This window comes from Rhodospirillales bacterium, from assembly GCA_016710335.1.
Taxonomy (GTDB): Bacteria; Pseudomonadota; Alphaproteobacteria; order Rhodospirillales; family Defluviicoccaceae; genus JADJXQ01.
Genome location: JADJXQ010000004.1, coordinates 232,463 through 257,275, shown reverse-complemented (window position 1 = coordinate 257,275; position 24,813 = coordinate 232,463). Strand labels below are relative to the sequence as shown.

At 66.2% G+C, this 24,813-nt stretch carries 23 protein-coding genes and 1 pseudogene; 4 read left to right on the top strand and 20 right to left on the bottom strand.

What is annotated here, in order from left to right; translation table 11 throughout:
- Positions 1-327: 327 nt before the first annotated feature.
- From IPM60_08875 to IPM60_08820, 12 genes are all read right to left on the bottom strand, one after another.
- Complete coding sequence (locus IPM60_08875; protein MBK8908005.1) at positions 328-1,269, bottom strand: GAF domain-containing protein; 942 nt, start codon at positions 1,267-1,269, stop codon at positions 328-330.
- The gene (locus IPM60_08870; protein MBK8908004.1) at positions 1,266-2,177 is read right to left on the bottom strand and encodes a dihydrodipicolinate synthase family protein; all 912 of its coding nucleotides are present in this window, start codon (positions 2,175-2,177) and stop codon (positions 1,266-1,268) included. Before IPM60_08870 ends, IPM60_08875 begins: the two co-directional genes overlap by 4 nt.
- A gap of 4 nt (positions 2,178-2,181) precedes the next feature.
- Entirely contained in the window at positions 2,182-3,090 is a 909-nt protein-coding gene (locus IPM60_08865) for a hydroxymethylglutaryl-CoA lyase (protein ID MBK8908003.1), read from the bottom strand.
- Positions 3,090-5,150: an ATP-grasp domain-containing protein gene (locus tag IPM60_08860; GenBank protein MBK8908002.1), complete on the bottom strand. Its 2,061-nt coding sequence runs from the start codon at positions 5,148-5,150 to the stop codon at positions 3,090-3,092. Before IPM60_08860 ends, IPM60_08865 begins: the two co-directional genes overlap by 1 nt.
- Complete coding sequence (locus IPM60_08855) at positions 5,150-5,944, bottom strand: enoyl-CoA hydratase/isomerase family protein (protein ID MBK8908001.1); 795 nt, start codon at positions 5,942-5,944, stop codon at positions 5,150-5,152. Before IPM60_08855 ends, IPM60_08860 begins: the two co-directional genes overlap by 1 nt.
- A gap of 10 nt (positions 5,945-5,954) precedes the next feature.
- The gene (locus tag IPM60_08850; GenBank protein MBK8908000.1) at positions 5,955-6,584 is read right to left on the bottom strand and encodes a hypothetical protein; all 630 of its coding nucleotides are present in this window, start codon (positions 6,582-6,584) and stop codon (positions 5,955-5,957) included.
- 22 nt (positions 6,585-6,606) lie between these two features.
- A complete protein-coding gene (locus IPM60_08845) occupies positions 6,607-8,214 on the bottom strand; it encodes a methylcrotonoyl-CoA carboxylase (GenBank protein MBK8907999.1) in 1,608 nt (535 codons plus the stop codon).
- Between the two features lie 153 nt (positions 8,215-8,367).
- The gene (locus IPM60_08840; GenBank protein ID MBK8907998.1) at positions 8,368-9,054 is read right to left on the bottom strand and encodes an SDR family oxidoreductase; all 687 of its coding nucleotides are present in this window, start codon (positions 9,052-9,054) and stop codon (positions 8,368-8,370) included.
- Positions 9,055-9,079: 25 nt separating this feature from the next.
- Entirely contained in the window at positions 9,080-9,433 is a 354-nt protein-coding gene (locus IPM60_08835) for a type II toxin-antitoxin system VapC family toxin (GenBank protein MBK8907997.1), read from the bottom strand.
- A gap of 22 nt (positions 9,434-9,455) precedes the next feature.
- Positions 9,456-9,935: an AbrB/MazE/SpoVT family DNA-binding domain-containing protein gene (locus IPM60_08830; protein ID MBK8907996.1), complete on the bottom strand. Its 480-nt coding sequence runs from the start codon at positions 9,933-9,935 to the stop codon at positions 9,456-9,458.
- Positions 9,936-10,057: 122 nt separating this feature from the next.
- Complete coding sequence (locus tag IPM60_08825; protein MBK8907995.1) at positions 10,058-11,230, bottom strand: isovaleryl-CoA dehydrogenase; 1,173 nt, start codon at positions 11,228-11,230, stop codon at positions 10,058-10,060.
- 105 nt (positions 11,231-11,335) lie between these two features.
- Positions 11,336-11,719 carry a PaaI family thioesterase gene (locus tag IPM60_08820; protein MBK8907994.1) on the bottom strand — a complete coding sequence of 128 codons (384 nt, stop codon included), beginning with the start codon at positions 11,717-11,719 and terminating at the stop codon, positions 11,336-11,338.
- A 281-nt stretch (positions 11,720-12,000) separates the two neighbouring features.
- Between IPM60_08820 and IPM60_08815 the strand changes: the two genes are divergently transcribed.
- Entirely contained in the window at positions 12,001-12,411 is a 411-nt protein-coding gene (locus tag IPM60_08815) for a nuclear transport factor 2 family protein (GenBank protein MBK8907993.1), read from the top strand.
- A gap of 18 nt (positions 12,412-12,429) precedes the next feature.
- Here the strand turns inward: IPM60_08815 and atpC are convergent, their stop codons facing one another.
- The 6 genes from atpC to IPM60_08785 all read right to left on the bottom strand — a co-directional run bounded on the left by atpC (position 12,430) and on the right by IPM60_08785 (position 19,999).
- Positions 12,430-12,858: an ATP synthase F1 subunit epsilon gene (gene atpC / locus IPM60_08810; GenBank protein MBK8907992.1), complete on the bottom strand. Its 429-nt coding sequence runs from the start codon at positions 12,856-12,858 to the stop codon at positions 12,430-12,432.
- A 162-nt stretch (positions 12,859-13,020) separates the two neighbouring features.
- Positions 13,021-14,445, bottom strand: a complete 1,425-nt coding sequence (gene atpD, locus IPM60_08805) for a F0F1 ATP synthase subunit beta (GenBank protein MBK8907991.1) — start codon at positions 14,443-14,445, stop codon at positions 13,021-13,023.
- Positions 14,446-14,476: 31 nt separating this feature from the next.
- Positions 14,477-15,391 (bottom strand): F0F1 ATP synthase subunit gamma, encoded by a 915-nt coding sequence (locus IPM60_08800; protein ID MBK8907990.1) that lies wholly within the window; start codon positions 15,389-15,391, stop codon positions 14,477-14,479.
- A gap of 44 nt (positions 15,392-15,435) precedes the next feature.
- Positions 15,436-16,968, bottom strand: a complete 1,533-nt coding sequence (locus tag IPM60_08795) for a F0F1 ATP synthase subunit alpha (protein MBK8907989.1) — start codon at positions 16,966-16,968, stop codon at positions 15,436-15,438.
- A complete protein-coding gene (locus IPM60_08790) occupies positions 16,969-17,529 on the bottom strand; it encodes a F0F1 ATP synthase subunit delta (protein ID MBK8907988.1) in 561 nt (186 codons plus the stop codon).
- A 265-nt stretch (positions 17,530-17,794) separates the two neighbouring features.
- A complete protein-coding gene (locus tag IPM60_08785; protein MBK8907987.1) occupies positions 17,795-19,999 on the bottom strand; it encodes a primosomal protein N' in 2,205 nt (734 codons plus the stop codon).
- 167 nt (positions 20,000-20,166) lie between these two features.
- On the opposite strand from IPM60_08785, the gene IPM60_08780 reads away from it, so the two are divergent.
- The 3 genes and pseudogenes from IPM60_08780 to IPM60_08770 all read left to right on the top strand — a co-directional run bounded on the left by IPM60_08780 (position 20,167) and on the right by IPM60_08770 (position 21,774).
- Positions 20,167-20,835 (top strand): DUF484 family protein, encoded by a 669-nt coding sequence (locus IPM60_08780; protein ID MBK8907986.1) that lies wholly within the window; start codon positions 20,167-20,169, stop codon positions 20,833-20,835.
- Positions 20,832-21,146: pseudogene (locus tag IPM60_08775) on the top strand (site-specific integrase). Before IPM60_08780 ends, IPM60_08775 begins: the two are co-directional and overlap by 4 nt.
- A 352-nt stretch (positions 21,147-21,498) precedes the next feature.
- Positions 21,499-21,774 carry a tyrosine-type recombinase/integrase gene (locus tag IPM60_08770; GenBank protein MBK8907985.1) on the top strand — a complete coding sequence of 92 codons (276 nt, stop codon included), beginning with the start codon at positions 21,499-21,501 and terminating at the stop codon, positions 21,772-21,774.
- 19 nt (positions 21,775-21,793) lie between these two features.
- On the opposite strand, the gene IPM60_08765 is transcribed toward IPM60_08770, so the two are convergent.
- Both IPM60_08765 and IPM60_08760 read right to left on the bottom strand, forming a co-directional pair.
- Entirely contained in the window at positions 21,794-23,611 is a 1,818-nt protein-coding gene (locus IPM60_08765) for an SLC13 family permease (GenBank protein ID MBK8907984.1), read from the bottom strand.
- Positions 23,612-23,642: 31 nt separating this feature from the next.
- Positions 23,643-24,788: an MFS transporter gene (locus IPM60_08760; GenBank protein ID MBK8907983.1), complete on the bottom strand. Its 1,146-nt coding sequence runs from the start codon at positions 24,786-24,788 to the stop codon at positions 23,643-23,645.
- Positions 24,789-24,813 lie beyond the last annotated feature (25 nt).

The window sequence follows — 24,813 nt, the reverse complement described above, 5'->3', positions numbered from 1 at the left end:
ACCGTCGTTGTACTGAACAGGCTGCGGCGGAACCCGATGATCGTCACTTTTCTAACACGTCATTGTTAGCATTAGTATTTTTCTCTGTAGATCGAAATCGCACCAGATTTGCTAAAGTCTCTCGAACGCTACTCATAGCGTATGCATAATAAGACTCGATCTCATGTTTACCGGCACGAGAGTCCGGAAATACTTTATGGGAAATCAGGAGGCGCTCGTCTGGTGTATCTTCCAGCTGCTGTACTTCCTGATCATGCACATCTAACGAACCCATTTGGGCGACCTCCTCAAGGGCATGTTGCAGTGTACTCCAATTCTAGGTCGATGTCACACTCCACCTTCGTGGCCGCACTCCGGGGCAGTAGCAGGTGACGTTTCTGATTTTCGCGAGGCTTTTATGAGATTGTCGTGAAAAAGGATATGGAGAACTATCGCATGGCTGTATGGTTTAAGAGCGTTAATGAAGTTTCGCAGCTTGGCTTTTCTTGTTGGAAAGACAAATCTTTCAGGTGCATCAATGCAAAGTATGCCAAGTATGGGATTCAGGTCTTCATCGGGACCTTCATGGTAAACTGGTATCGCCATGAATGATTTTACGCTCTCATGGCCCTCCGACATTTTCTTGAATCTCTTCTCTCGGACCAAACCTGCAACAGTCTTTCCGCCCACTTGGGGCACGCCTGTTTTCCACGCATATCCCGCAAAGCCTTCGCCCTTAGCGAAGCTCTTGCCGAGCCGAAGGGTTTTAGGCGCTTCTTTCGTTTTGTTTGCCCAGAATCTGATGTAAAGTTTTGTTTCCTGATTCAGACCTTGCCGGTCTTTGTCCGGGAGCATCAGAGTGACCCTGATGTCCTGCGAACTCGAGTACATTTGAATGGCCCGTCGGATGGCGTACAAGATTGAGATGATCGTTTGTTTATGAACCTTGGGGTCCTTTGCAAATTTATCGATGCTATTTTTGTGAAGCTCGTGGATCCTGTCGTTGAAATATTTGACGCAGAAGAGTTGCACCTCGCTAACGTAGCCTGGAGAAATATACCAAGCGCGGGACAATTTCTGATGTAAAAGCACGGCAACTGTGGCAAACAATACTGTAAAGATCCACGCAGGTACGCCTTCAAATTCTGCAGGAATACTATTTTGGATGGCTGTATTCGAATGCGCATCGTATATTTCTTTGTAATATTTTCCTGCCGCGTTAGAGTTGATAAGAGTGGTCGCGACACCTATGGAACAGAACTCTAGCCATCTAAGGATTAAATTTTTCATATCCGGTGGCATCCTCTGTGGGTCGACACCCACAGCGACTCCAGCACCGTCTGGACCTCGGCGCGGCCGGCGTCGGTGAGGGCGGGTTGCGGGGGCAACGGGGCGCCGACGGGAAAGCCCATCAGCTCCAGGCCGCCCTTCACGCACGCGGCGAGGGAGTATTTGGCGAAGACCTGATTGACGGCCCACAGGCGGCGCTGCAGCGCCATCGCCGCCGACCAGTCGCCCGCCTTGCAGAGGTCGTAAAGCTCGACGCTCAGCTTCGGCACCAGGCAGGCCGGGCCCGCCATCCAGCCGGCGCCGCCGATCAGCATCACCGCCGCCGGAATGTGGGAGGACGCGGCGAAGACCGTCAGCTTGTCGCCGACCCTGTCGATGATGGTGAGCAGCCGCCCGGTATTGGTGGAGGCGTCCTTCAGGTAGCGGATGTTGGGCACCTCCGCCAGGCGGATGATGGTCGCGACGGTCAGGTCGGCGCGCTGGAAGCTGGGGTTGGTGTAAATGACGATCGGCAGGTCGACGGACTCGGCAATCGCCGTGAAGTAGGCGACCACGCCGTCATCGGGGATCGGGAAGTAGGCCTCGAGCACCGCGAGAATGCCGTCCGCGCCCATGGCCGCGAACACGCGGGCCTGCCGGCAAGCTTCCGCCGTGGTCGTCGCCGCCACCCCCGCAACCACCGGAACCCGACCGGCGGCGGCCTCGATGGTGACCTGGACCACGCGCCGCCGCTGCTCCCACGAGAGGTAGGCGAATTCGCCGGTGCTGCCGAGCGGCGTGACGCCGTGAACTCCCGCCGCGATGACATGGTCGACGAGTTGCTGCAGGGCATCCGCCTTGACGCTCCCGTCGTCGTCGATCGGCGAGACGAGGTAAGGGAAGACGCCGTAGAACTCAGCCTGCTGCATGGCTTTACGGTGTGCAGCGCGCCGCGAGGGCATTGGCGACCTTGGATGAGGGGCTCCGGCCGAGCACCGAACAGATGTAGGCGCCGGCCGCAGCCACCGCGTCCAGGTCGACGCCGGTGTCGACGCCGAGGCCGCGCAGCATATAGAGCACGTCCTCCGTTGCGACGTTGCCGGTGGCGCCGCGCGCGTAGGGGCAGCCGCCGAGGCCGGCGACCGAAGAATCCACCACCGCCACCCCGCACTCCAGCACCGCCAGGATGTTGGCCAAGGCCTGGCCGTAGGTGTCGTGGAAATGAGCGGCGAGGCGCTCCGGCGGCACTGCCTGCGCCACCGTCTCGACCATCTTCTGGGCTTGCCGCGGCGTTCCGACGCCGATGGTGTCGCCGAGGGAGATTTCGTAGCAGCCCAGATCCTGCAGCCGCTCAGCGACGCGGGCGACCGCTTCCGGAGGAATGTCACCCTCATAGGGGCAGCCGAGCACACATGAGACGTAGCCGCGGACGGCGACGCCCTCCGCCCTCGCCGCTTCGCATACGGCGGCGTAACGGTCCAGGCTCTCGTCGATGGAGCAGTTGAGGTTTTTTTGGGAGAACGATTCGGAAGCCGCGGCGAACACCGCAACCTCTTCGGCGCCGGCCTCGACCGCCTGCCCAAATCCTTTGATGTTGGGAGCGAGGACCGGATAGCGGGTGCCCGCCCGGCGCTCGATGCCGGCCAGCACCGCCGCCGTGTCGGCCATCTGCGGCACCCACTTCGACGAGACGAAGCTGCCCGCCTCGATCACCGGCAGACCGGCGTCCGTCAGGCGGTCGATCAGCGTTACCTTGACTTCGGTCGGGACCGGCTCCGGCTCGTTCTGCAGCCCGTCGCGGGCGCCGACCTCGACCACCTTGACACGTGACGGGACCTGGATCACGGGGCCCACACCGGAATGTCCTCGATGTCGGTTGCATCCGCCGCCTCGCCCGCGGCCTCCTCGACGAACGTCACGAGTTCGGCGCCCTCCTCCACCTGCTCGCCCACCCGGTAACGGATTTCGGCGATGGTCCCATCCGCCGGCGCCGTGATGGCGTGCTCCATCTTCATCGCCTCCAGCACGATGAGGGTCGCGCCGCGAGCCACGGCGTCGCCCGGCGCGGCGTTGACGGCGATCACCTTGCCCGGCATCGGCGCCATGAGACCGCCGGCGGCCGCCTCCTGCAGGCTCGAGCGCAGCGCCGGATCGTCCAGGCTGAGGCGGTGGCTCGCCCCGCCGCACAGGATCGTGAGATCGTTGCCGAGCCGGACGATCGTCGCCCGCATGCGCACCCCGTCCAGATCCGCGAACAGGTTCCCGTCGGCATCGACCTCGCCGCTGGCGCTGATCGGCGCCGCTTCGCCCGGCATCTCCAGCAAGATCGCCGCCGACCGGTAGTGAACAGTGACATCGATGGCGCGTTCCCCGTCTCGGAACGTGAGGACATGGTAGTTGTCGTCATTGAGGCGCCAACCGGCAGTGGAGTGCCAGGGCGAATACGGATCGCGTGAACGGGCGGCCTGAGTGCGGACTTCGCGGTCGCGCCCCAGCAGCACGTGCAGGCTGGCGAGGGCGAGAAACCGCGCCGTCACCGGTGCGGCTTCCGGCAGAAGCTGGCTGCGGTGCTGGTCGATGAACCCGGTGTGGATGTCGCCGGCGGCGAACGCCGGATGCGCAGCCACCGCGCTCAGGAACCCCACGTTGGTGGTGGTTCCCACCACCTGCACGCCGGCAAGCGCCGTCCTCAGGCGGCTCAGCGCGCGGGTACGGTCGGTATCCCAGGCGATGAGCTTGGCGATCAGGGGATCGTAGTGGATGGCGATCTCGTCGCCCTCGCGCACGCCGGTATCGATGCGAACGTGCTGGCTCTCTTCGGGGAAACGCAGATGACGGAGAACTCCGGTTGCCGGCAGGAAGTCGCGGTCGGGGTCCTCTGCATAAAGGCGGGCCTCGAAGGCGTGTCCGCTGATCGCCAGCGTGCTCGCAGCGTCCGGCAGCGGCTCGCCGGCGGCCACCCGCAGCTGCCATTCCACCAGGTCGACGCCGGTGATGAACTCGGTGACCGGATGCTCCACCTGGAGGCGGGTGTTCATCTCCATGAAATAGAAGTCGCCGCCCTGGCTGAGCAGGAACTCGATGGTGCCCGCGCCTTCGTAGCCGATGGCGCGGGCCGCGGCGACCGCGGCCTCGCCGAGGCGGGCGCGCAACCGCGCATCCACCCCCGGCGCCGGGGCTTCCTCGATGATCTTCTGGTGACGCCGCTGCACCGAGCAGTCGCGCTCGAACAGGTGCACGACCGACCCATGGCGGTCCGCGAACACCTGCATCTCGACGTGGCGCGGCCGCTTGAGGTACTTCTCGATCAGCACATGGTCGTCGCCGAACGCCGCCCTCGCCTCACGGCGCGCCGATCCCACCGCGTCGGGGAAGGCGTCCGCCGCGTCCACGATCCGCATGCCCTTGCCGCCGCCGCCCGCGACGGCCTTGATCAGCACCGGAAAGCCGATCTCCGCCGCGGCCTCCGCCAGCACCGCCGGGCTCTGGTCCGAGCCGTGGTAGCCCGGCACCACCGGCACGCCGGCCGCCTCCATGATCGCCTTGGCGGCGCTCTTGGAGCCCATGGCGCGGATGGCGTCGGCCGGCGGTCCGATGAATGTCAGCCCGGCTTCCCGCACCGCGTCGGCGAAGGCGGCGTTCTCCGACAGAAAGCCATAGCCCGGATGGATCGCCTCGGCGCCCGCGGCGCTCGCCGCTTTGAGCACCGCGTCGACGCACAGGTAGCTGGCCCCGGCCTCCGCCGGCCCGAGGCGATAGGCTTCGTCGGCCATCGCCACATGCATCGCATCGGCGTCGGCGTCCGAGTAGACGGCGACGGTGCGCACGCCGAGTCGGCGGGCGGTCCGCATGATCCGGCAGGCGATCTCGCCGCGATTGGCGACCAGGATGGCGCTGAACATCATCGCTCCTTGTCGGTGCTAAGACGCGCTTCCAGGAACGCCCGGATGCGCTCCCGCGCCTCGTGGGAGGCACGGGCTGCTGCGATTCGCTCCGCCGTATCGCGGATCATGTGCGGATCGGTGGGTCGGCCGGCCACGGCGCGCACCAGATCCTTGCTCGCCGCCTGAGCCCCGGGCGCCCCGGCCGCAAGCGCCTTCAACACCTCGCGGGCCGCATCGAGCAGGGCGGCGGCCGGGGCCACGACATGAACAAGGCCGATGCGCTGCGCCTCGTCGGCGTCGAACGCCTCTCCCGTCAAAAAGTAGCGCCTCGCCTGGCGCTGCCCGATGGCGGCGATGACATAGGGCGAGATGGTCGCCGGGATGAGGCCGAGGCGCACTTCGGTCAGGGCGAAGCGCGCGGCATCGCGGGACGCAACCGCTATGTCGCAGGCGGCGACCAGACCCACCCCGCCGCCGTAGGCCGGACCCTGAACCACGGCGACGGTGGGTTTCGGCAAATGATTGAGCGTTTCCAACATCTCGGCCAGCTTCTCGGCATCAGCCACGTTTTCCGCGAACGTGTATTCGGCCATCCGCCCCATCCAGTTGAGATCGGCGCCGGCGGAGAAGCTCTTGCCGTTGGCGGTGACGGCGACGCACCGCACGTCGGGGTCATCGCCCAGATCACGAAGCGCGCCGGTCAGGCGGACGATCTGGGCGTCGTCGAAAGCGTTATGGATTTCAGGCCGGTTCAGGGTCAGCCAGGCGGTCCGTTCCGCATCCACCGCGACGATGATCGGGTCCGCCGACATGGCTTTGCGTCTATTCGGCTTGTTGATGCTTGAGTGCGGACGCGGGAACCGGTTCGAAGCCGGCACTCCCCGGCGACTGCCACGCCAGCTTCAGGGCCGCCGTGCCCTTTTTTTCGTAGTAGAGGATGTCCAGCGGATACCAGCCGGCCTCGCTGACCTGCATGACCAGCGGCGGCGACGCCGTGTCGGGGTGAATTTCGGGATCCTCATGCATCTTCACCCCGCCGATGGAGAGCCGCACGCCGTCGTTGGAGATGATCCGGAACGTGTAGGTGCCGGTGTCAGCCAAATGGATCGAGCCGGTGATGTGGGCGCCGACCAGGTCCGATGCGCTGGAGGTCAGCACGTTACCGATGCCCATGTCGTAATCCAGCATGGGCAAGGGCTTTCCCGGCATGCCGTCGTCGGCCCGCATCCAGTCCTCCAGCCCGGCGATGTGGGTGAAGCGGTTGAAATAGTAACGCACCGCAAGGCCATCCTTCAGTGCCGCCGCCTCCGGCTGCGGTGTCGCCGGAGCCGGCGAGGGCAGCATCACAGGAGACGCATCGCCGGCACCTTGTGCCGTTGCGTCGGACGCTATGACGCACGCCAACGAGAGCCCCAGCCCCGCCAGCGCGATAACAGCCCGTGCACGCGACATCCGCGCTCTCCTTCGCCGCCGCCTACATCCTGAAAACGCCGAACGTCGTCCGCTCGGCCGGCGCGTTCAAGGCAGCCGAGATCCCGAGCCCGAGAACCATGCGGGTCTCGGCGGGATCGATGATGCCATCGTCCCAGAGGCGGGCGCTGGCGTAGTAGGGATGGCCTTGGGTCTCGTACTGATCGCGGATCGGCTTGCGAAACGCTGCCTCGTCCTCTTCGCTCCAATTCTTGCCGCGGGCCTCCAGGCCGTCCCGCTTCACCGTCGCCAGCACGCCCGCGGCCTGCTCACCCCCCATGACGGAGATGCGGGCGTTCGGCCACATCCACAGGAAGCGCGGGCCGTAGGCTCTGCCGCACATGGAGTAGTTGCCGGCGCCGAACGAACCGCCGATGAGGACGGTGAATTTAGGGACGCGGGCGCAGGCCACCGCCATCACCATCTTGGCGCCGTCCTTGGCGATGCCGCCCGCCTCCACCTTGCGGCCGACCATGAAGCCGGTGATGTTCTGGAGGAACACCAGCGGAATGCCGCGCTGGCCGCAGAGCTCGACGAAGTGCGCTCCCTTGAGCGCAGACTCGGAGAACAGAATGCCATTGTTGGCGACGATGCCGACCGGGTAGCCGAAGATGTGGGCGAACGCGCAGACCAGGGTGGTGCCGTAGAGCTGCTTGAACTCGTCGAAGTCGGAGCCGTCGACGATGCGGGCGATGACGTCGCGCACGTCGTAGGGCTTCCGGGTGTCGGCGGGGACCGTGCCGTAGATCTCGTGCGGATCGTACGCGGGATCGCGCGCCGGGCGCAGATCCAGGCGGGGGCGCTTCACCCGATTGAAGTTGGCGACGACGCGCCGCGCAATGGCCAAGGCATGGCCGTCGTCCATGGCGTAGTGATCGGAGACGCCGGAGACGCGCGAATGCACGTCGGCGCCGCCCAGGTCCTCTGCGGTCACCACCTCGCCGGTGGCGGCCTTCACCAGCGGCGGCCCGCCGAGAAAGATGGTGCCTTGGTTCTTGACGATGATGCTTTCGTCCGACATCGCCGGGACATAGGCGCCGCCGGCGGTGCAGGAGCCGTGGACGACGGCCACCTGCGGAAGCCGGGCCGCAGACATGTTTGCCTGGTTGAAAAAAATCCGCCCGAAGTGGTCGCGGTCGGGAAAGACTTCGTCCTGCTGCGGCAGGTTGGCGCCGCCGGACTCGACCAGGTAGATGCAGGGCAGGTTGTTCTCCAGGGCGATCTCCTGGGCGCGGACGTGCTTCTTGACGGTCATCCCGTAGTAGGTGCCGCCCTTTACCGTGGGGTCGTTGGCGACGATCATGCACTCCGTCGCCGCCACCCGGCCGATGCCGGTGATGATCCCGGCGGACGGCACTTCGCCGCCGTACATCCCGTGCGCCGCCAGTTGCGACAGCTCGAGGAACGGCGAGCCCACGTCGAGCAGGCGCCGGATGCGGTCCCGGGGCAGCAGGCGGCCGCGCTCCAGATGCTTGGCCCGCGCCCGCTCGCCGCCGCCCTTCTTGATCTCGCCGACCTGCGCGCGAAGGTCCGCGACCAGCGCCTCCATCGCCTCCCGGTTGGACTTGAACGTGTCGGAGCGAGTGTCGATGGCGCTTTTGAATGCGGTCATGGCCTCGCTACCATCCCCCCTCGACCAGCCACTTTTCGACGATGCACGGGCGGTCGCAGCCGCACGCAGGGCGACGAAAACTCCAAGTAGAAGTCGATTGGATCAGCCATTCAGCAGCCTGCAGCGTTTCGATCCTGCCTTCACAGCGTCAACCTACCAGGGAACTTCGGATCCGTCGTAATTGACGAAGCGGCCGGTGTTCTCGACATTGAGTTCGGCGATGACCCGGCGCATCCCCGAGATACTTTCGGGCGGATCGAGCAAGCCATGGGGGCCGCCCATGTCGGTCCGCACCCAGCCGGGGTGCAGGATGACGAGGGCAATGCCGCGCGACTTCAGATCCAGCGCCAGGCTTCTCATCACCGCGTTCAGCGCAGCTTTCGAGGAACGATAGATGTACGTCCCGCCGGACGTGTTCTCGCCCATGCTGCCCATCTTGCTTGAGAGGGTGGCGATGCGCTTCTGGCGGCTCTTGGCCACTTGCTCGACGAACACGGCGCTCATTTTCAAGGGCGCCATGACGTTGATCCGCATCACCTCCGCCCACGTCCGGTAATCCAGATCGTCGAAGGCAGCCTCCGTCGGGTCGCCATGGACGCCGGCGTTGTTGATCAGCACGTCGATGGGGCGATCGCGCAGGGACTGGCCCAGAGCCTCCACACGCGCAAAGTCGGTCACGTCGAGAGCATGCAGCTCGACCTTGCCTTCGATCGACTTGAGGTCGTCCGCGTACACCAGGCTGCGCGAAGTGGCGATCACGTCCCAGCCGTCGGCGGCATACTGCCGGGCAAACTCCAGCCCCAATCCCCTGTTGGCGCCAGTGATGAGACAGGTCGGCATGCGCGGGTCCCTTCCCCTCTTGTGTCTATCTGATCAGTTCGATCGACACGCCGATTTCGACCGTCTTCCACGCACGATCTGCCGTGAGAACCGGCAGGCGTCGATCCAGCGACAGGGCGAGACAGGCGCGATCTCCGAGCGAAAGACCGCAGGTTCGCGTGGCCGCGCGAACGGCTGTCGAGATGCGGGCCAGTCGTACGTCGAACGCGACGACCTCAAGGTAAAGACGTTCGATCGTGCGGCGTGCCTCGGCTATCGATAATCCCTTGTCGCACAGTCGCGCCCCCACTTCGGCAATGTTGACCGCGGATGCCATGCCATTCCCAAGATGAGGAAAAACCTTTTCATGGCCGGGTTCCCTCAAGATGAACGCAAGCATGGCGGAAGCATCCAGCACCGCACTAGTCACCTCGTAGTTCTCGTTCCGCCTCTCGCCGGCGCTCAGCGATCAACTCGTCCACCAGGCTGACGCCCTCCGGAACATGTTGCGAGACAAGTTCCCGGATGCGGCGCAATTCAGTCTCGTAGCTGACGAGACGCAATTCCTCGTCTTCCAGTTGAATAACGACGGCATCCCCCTCTTTCAGGCCAAGAGCCTCGCGGAAGGGTGCTGGGATGACGATCCGGCCACCAGGACCGATGGTCACCCGGGCATGCTCGGCGACATCATCCTGAACTTCAAGGGCAGAGGAACCGGCTGTGTCTCCGTCGGCGGGCTGGTCCAACTGAGGCTTAAGGTAGCCGGCTTGGACAAGAACGTTTCGCACGTGCTGGTACCGCTTCCCCAGGTAACGATGAATTTCGGACCGCGAGTACCCGGCACGATACAGCGCGAGAATCCTGGCGGACACGGTCGGAAGACCCTGCACGATCTCTCCCATTGACTGGCGAACCGGTGGTGTCGGATGCAACATTTTGACCTCACAACATCTGCCCTGAACCTCAGATGAGATTGTGGCAGACAAATGTTCCCATGTCAATTGATAGTTACAATGACAGTTTGTCACCCCGTCTCCTCGAACAGCTCGCGGCCGATCAGCCAGCGGCGGATTTCGCTGGTGCCGGCGCCGATTTCGTAGAGCTTGGCGTCGCGCAGCAGGCGGCCGGTGGCGTACTCGTTGATGTAGCCGTTGCCGCCGAGGCACTGGATCGCTTCCAACGCCATCCAGGTCGCCCGCTCCGACGCGTAGAGGATGACCCCGGCCGCGTCCTTGCGGGTGGTCTCGCCGCGGTCGCAGGCTTGCGCCACGGCGTACACATAGGCGCGGCAGGCGTTCATGGTGGTGTACATGTCGGCGAGCTTGGCCTGCATGAGCTGGAAGGCGCCGATCGGCTCGCCGAACTGGCGGCGCTCGTGGACGTAGGGGACGACGATGTCCATGCAGGCCTGCATGATGCCGATGGGCCCGCCGGCGAGCACCAGCCGCTCGTAGTCGAGACCGCTCATCAGCACGCTCGCGCCGCGGTTGACGGGGCCGAGGACGTTCTCCTCCGGCACCTCGCAGTCCTGGAAAACCAGCTCGCAGGTGTTGGAGCCGCGCATGCCGAGCTTGTCGAGCTTCTGCGCCGTCGAGAACCCCTTGAAGCCGCGCTCGATCAGAAACGCGGTGATCCCGCGGGGTCCCGCGTCCGGATCGGTCTTGGCGTAGACGACCAGGACGTCGGCGTCGGGGCCGTTGGTGATCCACATCTTGTTGCCGTTGAGGACGTAGCGATCTCCGGTCTTGACCGCGCGGGTGCGCATGCCGATCACGTCGGAGCCGGCGCCGGTTTCGCTCATCGCCAAGGCGCCGACGAAGTCGCCCGAAATCAGCTTCGGCAGGTAGCGTTGCTTCTGATCATCGGTGCCGTTGCGGCGGATCTGGTTGACGCAGAGGTTGGAGTGGGCGCCGTAGCTCAGTCCCACCGAGGCCGAGGCGCGGCTGATCTCCTCCATCGCCACGACGTGCTCGAGATAGCCCATGGCGGCGCCGCCATACTCCTCCTCGACAGTGATGCCGAGCACGCCCAGGTCGCCCATCTTTTGCCACAGGTCGGCCGGGAAGACGTTGGCGTGGTCGATGTCGGCGGCGCGCGGGGCGATCTCGTCGGACGCGAAGCTCCGCACCGAATCTCGCAGCATGTCGGCCGCGTCACCGAGCGCGAAGTTCAATCCCGAATAGGCGTTGCTCGGCATGGTCCCTCCCTTGGCGCTTCTTGAAGCCGACTATACGCCAGCATTTCACGCCTTTATACACGGAACCTTAGCGAAGCCGGCAAGGCTCGTTCAACGCCAATCGCATCACCCCACCACGTCGGCGCGGCCGACGATGGTCATCAGCGTCTGTTGCATGATGGCGCAGACGCGCTCGCTGCCCTGCTTGACCACCGAAACCTCGGCGTTGCTGACGGTCAGCGTGCGGCCGGGCCGAACGACGGTCCCTCTGGCGATCAGCAATTCGCCATCCGCGGGGGCGACGAGATTGATCTTGAACTCCACCGTCAGCACACCGGCGTTGAGCGGCATCAATGAAAAGCCGGCATATCCGGCGGCCGAGTCGGCGATGGTGGCAACGACGCCGCCGTGGAAAAACCCGTGCTGCTGCGACAGGTGCTCGCCGTAAGGAAGGTGGATCTCGCACGACCCCGGCCCGATCGCGACCATCGCCGCGCCGATATGGCTCATGATCCCCTGCCGCGCGAAGCTCTCCCGGGCGCGGCGCTCGAAATCCGGATCCGGCGGAGTCAGCGACGAAATGGGACGATCTCCCGCAACGGCGTCTTCATGTGCGACCGGAAACTACCTGTCATGTGGTTGCTCGCCTCAACCGATTGATGGGATTCATCCCTACGGATCGAACCACGATAGTGACAGTTCGCGCCGCCGGCACCAGTAGCATTGGCGGCAGGGCGCAGGCTTCTATAGTCTCTGCGCTTCCGACCCGACGCCATTCCGGGAGCCTCGCCATGACCGACCGGCGCGCCATTCTCGCCGCCAACGACGCGTTCTACAAAGCCTTTCAGGCACGGGACATGAAGGCGATGACAGGGATCTGGTCCGAGACCGCTGAGGTGACCTGCATTCACCCGGGCTGGCGGCCGCTGTTCGGGCGCACCGCGGTGCTGGGAAGCTGGGCCGCCATTCTTGCCGGCCGGGAGGCGCCCAGCATCGCCTGCGTACGGCCGGAGGTCTCGGTGCTCGGCGACACCGGCTATGTCCTTTGCTACGAGGTTTTGGAGGCGGTGTTTCTGGTCGCGACCAACATCTTCGTCCGCGAGAAGGAAGCGTGGCGGCTGGTCCACCACCAAGCCGGCGCCGCACCGTCGCCGGTCGCGGCGTCCGATCAAGCTCAGGGCGGTCCGCCGACCGTCCAGTAACGGAGCGACAATCGACACTCAGGAAATCCCGGGCCGCTCCCGGGCATCGAGCGCCTCGATCATCGCCTCGGCGGCGCGCAATTCGCGCTCTGCGCCGATGCGCACCCCGAACGTCTCGGCGACCATCAGCGCATCCGTCGCCTTTTTCAGTCGTTCTTCGGCATAGTCGCGGGTGATCTCCTGAACCGGAATCGCCTCCTCGGCCATGACCGTGCAGCGTTCCGGCGTCACTTCCGCAAAACCGGTCTCGATAAAGATCTGGCGGGTGACCTTCATCTTGCTGTCGTACGTCTCGATGGTGCCGGGACGCAGGGACGACAGCAGCGGCGCGTGGCCGGGCAGCACGCCGAAATTGCCGCCCTCACCCGGCAGCACCACCAGCGGCACGTCTTCCATCAGCATCAGCCGGGCCGGTGTTACGATTTCAAAGCGTATGGTCTCGTCCATGACGGATCCCCGCGTGAGGGCTCACCCTTCGACAGGCTCAGGGTGAGGTGCTGGTTTCAACGGGCGCTGCCTCATGCCGAGTTTGTCGAAGCATGAGCTTGTCGTTCACTGGGCGGATACCGGCGGCAGTCAGCATGAGCCGAAGCAGCGAGGAACGACGCCCTAAGCCGCCTCCTCCGCCATCTTCTTGGCCTTGGCGACCGCCTCTTCAATGGTGCCGACCATGTAGAAGGCGGCTTCCGGTAGGTGGTCGTAGTCGCCGGCGCAGATGCCGGCGAAGCCCTTGATGGTGTCTTCGAGGTTGACGAACACACCGGGCGTGCCGGTGAAGACTTCGGCGACGTGGAACGGCTGGCTGAGGAAGCGCTGGATCTTGCGGGCGCGGGCGACGGTCAGCTTGTCGTCCTCCGACAGCTCGTCCATGCCGAGGATGGCGATGATGTCCTGCAGCGACTTGTAGGTCTGCAGCACGCGCTGCACGTCGCGCGCGACCTTGTAGTGCTCCTCGCCGACGATGCGCGGGTCGAGCATGCGCGACGTCGAGTCGAGCGGATCGACGGCCGGATAGATGCCGAGCTCGGCGATGGAGCGGCTCAACACCGAGGTCGCGTCCAGGTGGGCGAACGACGTCGCCGGCGCCGGGTCGGTCAAGTCGTCGGCCGGCACGTAAACGGCTTGCACCGAGGTGATCGAGCCCTTCTTGGTCGAGGTGATGCGTTCCTGCAGGGCGCCCATGTCGGTGGACAAGGTCGGTTGGTAGCCCACCGCCGAGGGGATGCGGCCGAGCAGCGCCGAGACTTCGGAGCCAGCCTGGGTGAAGCGGAAAATGTTATCGACGAAGAACAGCACGTCCTGGCCCTCTTCGTCGCGGAAGTACTCGGCGACGGTAAGGCCGGAGAGGCCAACGCGGGCGCGCGCGCCCGGCGGCTCGTTCATCTGGCCGTACACCAGCGCGGCCTTGGAACCGGCCTTATCGAGTTGGATGACCCCGGACTCCATCATTTCGTGATAGAGGTCGTTGCCCTCGCGGGTGCGCTCACCGACGCCTGCGAACACTGAATAGCCGCCATGCGCCTTCGCGATGTTGTTGATGAGCTCCATGATGATGACGGTCTTGCCGACCCCGGCGCCGCCGAACAGGCCGACCTTGCCGCCTTTCGGATAGGGCTCGATCAGGTCGACCACCTTGATGCCGGTCACCAGGATCTCGGACTCGGTGGATTGCTCCAGGAAGGTCGGCGCCTGTCGGTGGATCGGGTAGCGCTTCTTGGTCTCGATGGGCCCGCGTTCGTCGACCGGTTCGCCAATGACGTTCATGATGCGCCCGAGCGTTTCCGGCCCGACCGGCACCATGATCGGGTCGCCGCTGTCGCGCACCTCCTGCCCGCGCACCAACCCGTCGGTGGTGTCCATGGCGACGGTGCGGACCGTCGATTCCCCGAGATGCTGCGCGACCTCGAGAACAAGCGTCTTGCCGTGGTTGTCGACCGTCAGGGCGTTGAGCATTTCCGGCAGGTCGCCTTCGAAGTGCACGTCCACCACCGCGCCCATGACCTGGGTGATGGTGCCGATCACGTTTTTCGTCATTGCAGCAGCTCCCGTCGAAATGTCAGTCCCATCATACCGCCTCGGCGCCGGCAATGATCTCGATCAACTCGGTGGTGATGGCGGCCTGCCGGGTGCGGTTGTAGTTCAGCGTCAGCCGCTCGATCAGTTCGCCGGCGTTGCGCGTCGCGTTGTCCATGGCGGTCATCCTGGCGCCCTGCTCGGAAGCGTAGCTCTCCAGAAGCGCGGCGAACACCTGCACCGACAGGTTGGACGGCAGCAGCGCCGCCAGCAACTGATCCTCGCTCGGCTCCATCTCATAACCACCCGACCCCGCTCCGGCATCGCTGCCGGCGCCGGCGGTGGCCGCGCCGGTGTCGGCCGCCGCCGTGGGTATGGGGAACGGGATGAGTTGCTTGACGGTGACCTCCTGGGTCATCGCCGATTTGAACAGGTTGAATATGACGGTGCAGACGTCGAACTCGCCCGAGCCGAACATGTTGCGGATCCGGCGGGCAATGTCGCGCGCGGGCCCGAACTGGGCGCCGGAACGGGTGACGTTCTCGAGCGTATCGATGATCAGGTCGCCGTGCGTGCGTCGGAGCGCATCACGACCCTTCCTGCCGATGCACAGGATCTTGACCTGCTTGTCCTGAGACCGCAGCGCCGCGATGCGCCGGCGCGCCGCTCGCACCGCGTTGACGTTGAAGCCGCCGCAGAGGCCGCGGTCGGCGGTGATGAGCACAATGAGATGCACGTTGTCCGAACCGGTGCCGGCCAGCAGCTTGGGCGCGACCTCCAGCGTCGGCATCGTGCCGATCAGGCCTGTCAGCATCCGCTCCATGCGCTGGGCATAGGGCCGGCCTTCATGGGCCGCGGCCTCCGCCCGCTTCAGCTTGGAGCCGGCCACCATCTTCATCGCCGACGTGATCTTCTGCGTCGACTCGACGCTGGCGATCCGGTTTCTCAGGTCTTTCAGGCTGGCCATGCTGCTTTCGTCTCCACCGCTCGAACGCGATCAAGGGCGCCCGTTCAGGAGAAGGACTTGCTGTAGCGGTCGAGGAACGCTGCGAGCTTGCTGTCGGTGTCGTCGGAGAGCGTCTTCTCGGTACGGATGGTCTCGAGAATGTCGGCGCCGTTGGCGCGGATGTTGTCGAGCAGACCCTCCTCGAAGCGGCCGATATCCTCGAGCGCGATCGGATCCAGATAGCCGCGCACCCCGGCGAAGATCACCACCACCTGCTCCTCGACCGGGTACGGCGTGAACTGCCCCTGCTTCAGCACTTCCGTGAGGCGGGATCCGCGGGCCAGAAGCTTCTGGGTGGAGGCGTCGAGGTCGGACGCGAACTGCGAGAACGCCGCCATCTCCCGGTACTGGGCTAGCTCCAGCTTGATGCGCCCGGCGACCTGCTTCATCGCTTTGATTTGGGCAGCGGAGCCGACGCGGCTGACCGAGATGCCCACGTTCACCGCCGGCCGGATGCCTTGGTAGAACAGCTCCGTCTCCAGGAATATCTGGCCGTCCGTGATGGAGATGACGTTGGTCGGGATGTAGGCCGAGACGTCGCTCGCCTGGGTCTCGATCACCGGCAGAGCGGTGAGCGACCCCCCTCCGTGCTCGTCGTTCATCTTGGCCGCCCGCTCGAGCAGGCGCGAGTGCAGGTAGAACACGTCGCCCGGAAACGCCTCGCGGCCGGGCGGCCGACGCAGCAGCAGCGACATCTGCCGGTAGGCGACCGCCTGCTTGGAAAGGTCGTCGTAGAAGATCACCGCGTGCATGCCGTTGTCGCGGAAGAACTCGCCCATGGTGCAGCCGGTGTACGGCGCCAGGAACTGCAACGGCGCCGGCTCGGACGCGGTGGCGGCGACGACGATGGAATACTCCAGCGCGTCGTTGTCCTGCAGCATCTTGACGAACTGCGCCACCGACGAGCGCTTCTGGCCGATGGCGACGTAAACGCAGTAGAGCTTCTCCGACTCGTCCTTGGCGAGCGCGTTGATGCGCTTCTGATTGAGAATGGTGTCGATGATGATGGCGGTCTTGCCGGTCTGGCGGTCGCCGATGATCAACTCCCGCTGGCCGCGGCCGATGGGGATCAGACTGTCGATGGCCTTGAGGCCGGTCTGCATCGGCTCATGCACCGATTTGCGCGGGATGATGCCGGGCGCCTTCGTTTCCACCACCCGTCGCTCGCTGGAGTCGATTGGACCCTTGCCGTCGATCGGCTCGCCGACGCCGTCCACCACGCGGCCGAGCAGGCCGCGGCCGACCGGCACGTCGACGATGGCGCCGGTGCGCTTGACCGTGTCGCCTTCGCCGATGTTGCGGTCGTCGCCGAAGATCACGACGCCGACGTTGTCGCTCTCCAGGTTGAGGGCCATGCCTTTGATGCCACCCGGAAACTCGACCAACTCTCCGGCCTGGACGTTGTCCATGCCGTAGACGCGGGCGATGCCGTCGCCGACCGACAATACCGTGCCGACTTCGGCGACTTCGGCCTCGGTGCCGAAATCGGCGATCTGCTTCTTGATGATCGAGGAGATTTCAGCGGCGCGAATTTCCATTTACCCGACCCCCTTCATGGCGAGGCGTAATCTTTGCAATTTGGTGCGGAGGGAGCTGTCGACCATGCGGGATCCGATCCTGACGATCAGTCCGCCGAGGAGTTCCGGATCGACGCTCGCGCTGATCGCCACGTCACCCCCGGTGGCTTTTTGAAGAGCGTTCGCAATAGCCGATTTCTGCGCCTCGGTCAGCGCCTTCGCCGAGATGACTTCTGCCGCCGACTTGCCGCGCCGGCCGGCGAGGATTTCCCGGTACGCGCCGATGACCTCCGGCAGGGCGAACAGGCGTCCGTTGCGCGCGAGAAGGCCGGCGAAGCGCCGGGTCAGGTCGTGCATGCCGACGCTTGCCGTCAGCGCCGCCATCGCTCTGCCCTGATCGTCCCGGCCGATCACCGGCGAGCGGATCAGGCGGCGCAGGTCCGCACTTTCGCCAAGCATCGCGGTCAGTTGCTCCAGATCCGCTTCGACGCGATCCAGAGCCTTCGCCTCTTCCGCCAATTCGAACAACGCGATCGCATAGCGTTTGGCAAGCCCACCGGACTTCCTGGCTTGGGATGGCACCCGCGAACCCCCTTAGTGGTCTTTCTGCCGTGGTCTGGTCTGCCGGGTTTGGGAAAGCGTACGCGACTGCGAAAGCGTCGCGCGAAGCGTCAAAACCCTTAAACTCACCGTTACCTAACACAGCCCTTCAGGCCTTGCAACCCGACTTGCCCGCCGTCGGCTCCGGCTCGCTTGCAGTCTCGAACGAGCCTCGTCGGCAGCAGGCAGCTAAACCGTGAGTTGATGAGCGCTCGCAACAAGCGCCGTGTCGCTGCCGCCGCCGCCACTACAGAAAGCTGTACGGGTCCACGTCGACCTGGATGCGGACGGAACGCGGCAGCGGCGTCGCTTCCAGCCAGCGACGCACCAGCGCCGGCACCGCCACCTCCTTCGTCGCCATCACCAACAAGCGGCGGCGATGGCGGCCGCGCAGGACGGCCAGCGGCGCCGGCGCCGGCCCCAGGACGCGCACTCCCGCGTGCTGCGGCGCTTGCCTGGCGAGCAGGCGCGCCGCCCGGTCGGCGTTGGCCTCTATCCGGTCGGAGACGATCAGCGCCGCAAGGCGGCCGAACGGCGGCAGGCCGGCACTGCGACGGGCAGACGTTTCGGCGGCGAGGAAGGCCTCGCGGTCGCCGCCGGCCAAGGCCGCGATCACCGGATGCTCGGGCATGTGGGTCTGCAGGATGACGCGACCGGGGTGGGCGGCGCGGCCGGCGCGGCCGGCGACCTGGACAAGAAGTTGCCATGTGCGCTCCGCCGCACGCAGGTCGCCGCCGCTGAGACCGAGGTCGGCGTCGACGACGCCGACCAGGGTCAGCAGCGGGAAGTGATAACCCTTGGCGACGATCTGGGTGCCGACCACCACGTCGATCTCGTGCGCTTCCATGCGGCGCACCAGTTCGGTGGCGGCGGCGGGACCGGTCAGCGTGTCGCTGGTAGCCAATGCAAGGCGCGCGTCGGGCAACAGGGATGCCACCTCGTCGGCCAGCCGCTCCACCCCCGGCCCACAGCCCGCAAGGCTGTCGCTCGCACGGCAGTTCGGGCAGACGACCGGGATCGGCTGGGAGTGGCCGCAGTGGTGGCATTGGAGGCGGGCGAGCAGGCGGTGCTCCACCAGCCACGTCGTGCAGTTCGGGCACTGGATGCGATGCCCGCACGCCCGGCACAGCGTCAATGGCGCATAGCCGCGGCGATTGAGGAACAGCAGCGCCTGGGTCTGTCGACCGACGGTTTCGGCAAGGGCGGCGCGCAACGGCGGCGACAGCCAGCCGCCGCGGGGCGGTCGGTCGCGGCGAAGGTCGACAACCTCGATAGGCGGCGACGCCGCCGTCCCGTGGCGATCCGGAAGATGGATGCGGTGGTAGCGGCCGGCCTGGGCGTTGACGATGGTCTCCAGCGACGGCGTCGCCGACACCAACACCGCCGGGATGTCCCCCAGGCGGGCGCGCACCACCGCCATGTCGCGGGCATTGTAGGCGACGCCGTCCTCCTGCTTGAACGAAGTGTCGTGTTCCTCGTCGACGACGATCAGGCCGAGGTTCGGGAACGGCAGGAACAGCGCCGATCGGGCGCCGACCACCACCGGCGCCGCACCCTCGGCGACTGCCCGCCACGTGCGCCGGCGATAGCCATGACCCAGTTCCGAGTGCCATTCGGCGGGCTCCGCCCCGAAGCGCAGGCGGAACCGGTCCAGCCACTGAGCGCCGAGGGCGATCTCAGGCAGCAGCACCAGCGCCTGACGGCCCTGCCGCAGGGTTTCGGCGACGGCCTCGAAGTACACCTCCGTCTTGCCGGACCCGGCGACGCCGTCCAGGACGTTGACGGAATAGCCGCGCCTCGCCGCGTCGCGCAGCGCACCGGCCGCTGCGGCCTGCGACGGCGTCAGCGCCACGCCCGGCCGGTCCGGATCCGGCGCCTCGATCACCCCGGCGGGCAGGGCGGTCTGCACCAACACCCCGGCCTTCACCAGCCCGGCCACCACCCCCGGCCCGACCCCTGCGGTGCGGGCGAGCTCGGCGGCCGGCCGCGGCAGCCCCTCCGCCGCCTCCACCACCCGCCGGCGTTCGGCGGTCCAGCGGATGTCGGGCGGATCGCTCGCCATCGTCACCGCGGCATTCGGGCTCGGGGGTGTCAGCGCCGCCGGCACGCTCATCGCCATCCGCAGCACCGCGCCCGGGGGGTGCACCGTGTACGCCGCGACCCACTCGATGAAGCGGCGCGACACCGGCGGCAGCGGCGGTGCATCGAACGCCCGGGTGATGGTTTTCAGCTTGTCGCCGGCAACCGATTCGCTGCCCGCTCCCCACACAGCACCAATCGCCTGGCGGTTTCCCAGCGGCACCTGCACGAAACGTCCACCGGACAACGGTCCGCCGTCGCCTGCGCGGTACTCGAAGGTTCCATAGAGGGGCAAGGGCAGCAACACCTCCACGGTCGCATCCGCGCGATCGGAGGGCAGCAGTGCGGTCGGGGGCTTGCGGCCGGAGTTCATGGGCTTCAGTTTACGGGTTCGCGACCCGTCCGCGAATCTGCTATAGGCGCTGGAATGATCGATAACGGCTTCCGAGCAGGAACAGGGCTGCCCGCATGACGGAACAAGCCGCGACACGGAAGGTCCGGCGCGCCGCTGCGCCGAAAAAGACGACGGCCGAGCGCCGTATGACACACAGTCAGGTGGCGTCCTACCTGCAGGATCATCCGGACTTTTTCGCGCGTCATCCGGACCTGTTGATGACCCTCACGCCGCCCGCGCGCTGGAGCGGCGACGCCGTCGTGGACATCCAGAAGTTCATGGTGGAGACGCTCCGCGGAGAACTGGATGGACTGCGCGGCTGCGTGCAGCAGGTGATCGAGACCAGCCGCTCCAACATGTCCAACCAGACCCGCACGCACGCGGCGGTGCTGGCGCTGATGGCCGCGGACGACATGGAGCGGCTGCTGCGAATCGTTCATGACGATCTGCCGGTGCTGCTCGACGTGGACGTGGCCGACCTCGCCTTCGAACCCGGGCCGTTGCCGAACTGCGGGGGACTGGCGCTGCGGCGCCTGGCGGCGGGCGAGGTCAACAGTTGGATCGGGGCCGGCCAGGAGGTGGCGCTGATGATCCACGTCCAGGACGATGGCAGCGTGTTCGGCAACGCCGCCGGGCTGATCCGCTCGGCGGCGCTGGTCCGCCTGCAGCCGGGCGGAGAGGTGCCGAGCGGGGTGCTCGCTCTGGGTTCCCGGCATGACTCCCTGTTCCATCCCGGCCAGGGCACGGAGTTGCTGCGCTTCCTGTCGCGGGTGGTGGAGCGTGGCCTGCAACGGGTCATGGGGATCCCCGACTGACGACGTGGCGCGACGCGGCCGGCGATCCGCGGCTCGCCGAGGCGCTGGCGGGCTGGCTGCGATGGCTGGAGAGCGAACGCCGCGCCGCCGACAACACCACCGAGGCCTACCGACGGGACGTCCGCGACTTCCTGTCGTTCATCGCCGGCCACCTCGGCGGTCCGCCCTCCCTCGAGGATCTCGGATCGCTCGCCGCGGCCGATTTTCGGAGCTACCTGGCCGACCTCAGCGGCAAGCATCTGGCGCGCACGTCGGTGGCGCGGAAGCTGGCCAGCGTTCGCAGCTTTTTCCGTTTTCTGCAACGGCGCGGCCTCGTCGCCAACGTAGCGTTGCGGAGCGTCCGCACCCCGCGGGCGCCGAAGCCGCTACCGAAGGCCCTCAGCGTGGCGGATGCGCGCGAGGTCGTCGACACCATCGGCGCGTTCAGTGCGGAGCCGTGGCTGGAACTCCGCGACCGGGCCTTGTTCCTGCTGCTCTACGGCTGCGGGCTCCGCATCGGCGAGGCTCTGGCGCTGACCCGCGGCGACGTGCCCCGAAGCGAAACCCTGGTCGTCACCGGCAAAGGCCGCAAGCAGCGCATCGTGCCGGTTCTGCCGGTGGTCTCGGAGGCGTTGCAGGCTTACCTCGGAGCCTGCCCCCTTTGCGCGGGGAGCAGACGAGGCCCTGTTCGTCGGCGCCCGCGGCAAAGGGCTCAAGGCCGGCGTCGTACAGCGGCAGATGCTGCGCCTTCGCAAGTACCTGAACCTGCCGGAGACGGCGACGCCCCATGCGCTCCGCCACAGCTTCGCGACCCACCTGCTCGCCGGCGGCGGGGACCTTCGCACCATCCAGGAACTGCTCGGCCACGCCTCGCTGTCGACCACCCAACGCTATACCGAAGTGGATACGGAGCGCCTCCGGCTGATCCACCGCGCCGCCCATCCGCGGTCGCGTCAGTAGCGGGAGGGTGGCGGAAGATTCAGCCCAGCTTCCAGAACAGCGGGATGGCGAGGACGGTGGCGATGCCGACGAGGATGTTGAGCGGCAGGCCGACCTTGACGAAGTCGAGGAAGCGGTAGCCGCCGGCAGAATAGACGAGCGTGTTGGTCTGGTAGCCGATCGGCGTCGCAAAGCAGGCGCTGGCGCCGAACATAACCGCGACGACGAGCGGCCGCGGATCGATGCCGAGCTGGAGCGCAAGCCCCACCACCACCGGCGTCACGACGATGGCGACGGCGTTGTTGGTGACCAACTCGGTCAGCAGCGACGTCAACAGATAGACGATGCCGAGCACGGCCAGCGGCGGCAAGTCCCGCGCCAAAGGCACCACGGCGTCGACGACCAGCTCGACAGCACCCGTGTTCTCGAGCGAGCGGCCGATCGCCAGCATCGAAAAAATGAGAATGATGATCCTCCAGTCGACAGCGGCGATGGCCTCGTCCGCGTCGAGGCAACGGACGAGCAGCACCAGCGCGACGCCGATCCAGGCAACCGCCATGATCGGCATGATGCCGAGCGTCGCGGCGATCACGACCGCCGCAAGAATTCCGGCGGCAAGCGGCGCCTTGGCGCTGCGGACGCTGCGCTCCCTCGGCTCGGTGAGGCTGACGAGTTGCAGATCATCGGCGAGGCGGCGCAGATCCTCGGGAGCCCCCTCCAGCAGCAGGGTATCGCCGACCCGCAGCGGGACCTGCTCGAGACGGGCGGCGAGGTTCTCCCCCTGGCGATGCAGGGCCAGCGGATAGACGCCGTAGCGCCGCCGCAGGCGGGCGCCCCGGAGCGTGCGCCCCACCAGCCGGGCGCGAGGGCCGAGCAGCGCCTCGACCACGGTTGTCGAGCGTGACGCTACCGGTTCGACGGCGTCCTCGGTCTGAAATTCCACCGTCTTGCCCTCGCGCAACGACATCACGTCGGCGACCGGCGAGCGCAGCACCACGATGTCGCCCGGCATCAAGGTCACGTCGCCCATGCCTCGACGGAGCGAGGCGTCGCCCCGGATCACGTCGATCAGTCGCCGATCGGGACCCTGGAACAGAGGGACCTGGGCGGGTTTGGCGCCCACGAGCGGCGAGGTATGCGGGATGAGAATTTCCACCAGGAACTGCGAGCGCTGCGGGGGATCGAGAATGCTGGAGACGGATGTGCGGGCCGGAAGCAGGCGGCGGCCGATGGTGACCATGTACGCGCCCCCGACGACGGCGACGATCAGCCCCACCGGCGCGATCTCGAACAGCGTGAAAGGCGCCAGGCCAAGCTCGCGGGCGACGCCGTCGACGAGCAGGTTGGTCGAGGTGCCGATCAAGGTCAGCGTGCCGCCGAGAATGGCGGAGAACGACAGCGGCATCAGCAGTTTCGACGGGTTCACGCCGATGGTGCGCGCCAGCGAGACCGTCACCGGGATCATCACTACGACGACCGGCGTATTGTTGATGAAAGCGGATGCAGCCATGACCGTGGCCGTCAAGGCTATGACCGTCATCCACGATCCGAAGCGGGTAATGACTTCCAGCCGTCTCTGCACGCTGCCAAGCACCCCGGTGCGGACCAGCGCAGCGCTCAGGATGAACATCGCCACGATGGTGATCGGCGCGCTGTTCGACATGACCGACAGCATGTCCTTGCTGTCGATGAGGCCGAGGACGAGGAGAACCGCCATGCCGGAGATCGACACGACCTCCGGCGGGTGCTTCTCGCTCGCGAACCCGATGAACAGCAGCGCCATGACGACCAGCGCCAGGTAGGGCGCATACGGCTCGATCCCCGGCGCCAGGGCGGCGATACCCGTCCACGTAGACATTCAGCCCTCTGTCGAAGTTCCGATAAGGTCGTCAGCGTTTCGGCGTCATTCTCATGACCAGCGGGCCTAACAGACCAACGACGCCGACGCTGGCGAAGGCGAGGCCCCAGGAAAGGCTCGACACACCGCCGCCGCTGACGTCGAGGATCCAGCCCAGCACCAGCGGGCCGACGAAGCCGCAGCCGAAACCGATGAGCGAATGCACCGCCATGGTCGAACCCTGGCGTCCCGGTTCTGCGGCATGGACCGCTCCGGCGGTCAACGCTGCCGAGTCGAGCTGCACCACGGCACTGTAGACGAGCGTCAACACGACGACGATGCCGTAGGCGAGCGGAGTTGTGAAGCCGAGCCCGAACGCCATGGCCGCCGACGCGACCATGACCCACTGGATCACCCGCCGGCGGCCGTAGCGCAAGCAGAGTTCATTGCCGAAGATGCTCGCCGCCATGGCCACTACGGCGCTGATCGTCGCCACCGTGGTTGGCGCAAGCAATGCTGGACCGGAGCCACTGGCTTGCACGGTGAGAGAAAAGGCGAGCAATGCGACCGTCCACGAGCGGAACGTGAACAGCTCCCAGCAGTGCACGCCGTAACCGAGGATGTATCCCATCGCCGCGCGGTTGGCGAACACGGGGCGGAAGTCGAGCAGGCGGCGCGGGGTGTCCTCGCGCTTGGGCGCTGCCGCGCCGAGCGGCAGAACCATGAGCGCAGCCGCCGCTGCCGCCAATGCTGATGCCGCGAACACCCACCGCCAGTCCGCCACCGCTTCGATCGCGCCGGCAGCAAGAAACGAGAGCGCGGTTCCCAGGCTGAAGCTCGCGGTATAGAGCGACACCGCCCGCGACGCATGCGGCCCCCGGTACCGGTCGACGAGGACCCGGAGTCCTGGCATGTAGGTCGCGGCGAGGCCTGCACCGGCCACGGCGCGAAGGATGAGCGCCTGCCAGAAGCCGTTCGCGAACAGGGCGAACCCGGTCGACGCAGTGGCGGCCAGTAGGGCGCCGGTAACGTAGATCCAGCGGGCGTCGACGCGGTCGGTCAGCGCCACCAGCACCGGCACCGAAAGGGCGTAGGCGCCGAAGTAGATGCCGGCGATCCATCCTGCCTCGGCGTTGCTCAGCCGCCAGTCAGCGAGGAATGTGGGCATCAGCGCCGGAAACGCGAACACCCCCGTCATGGTCAGGACCTCCGCCGCGCACACG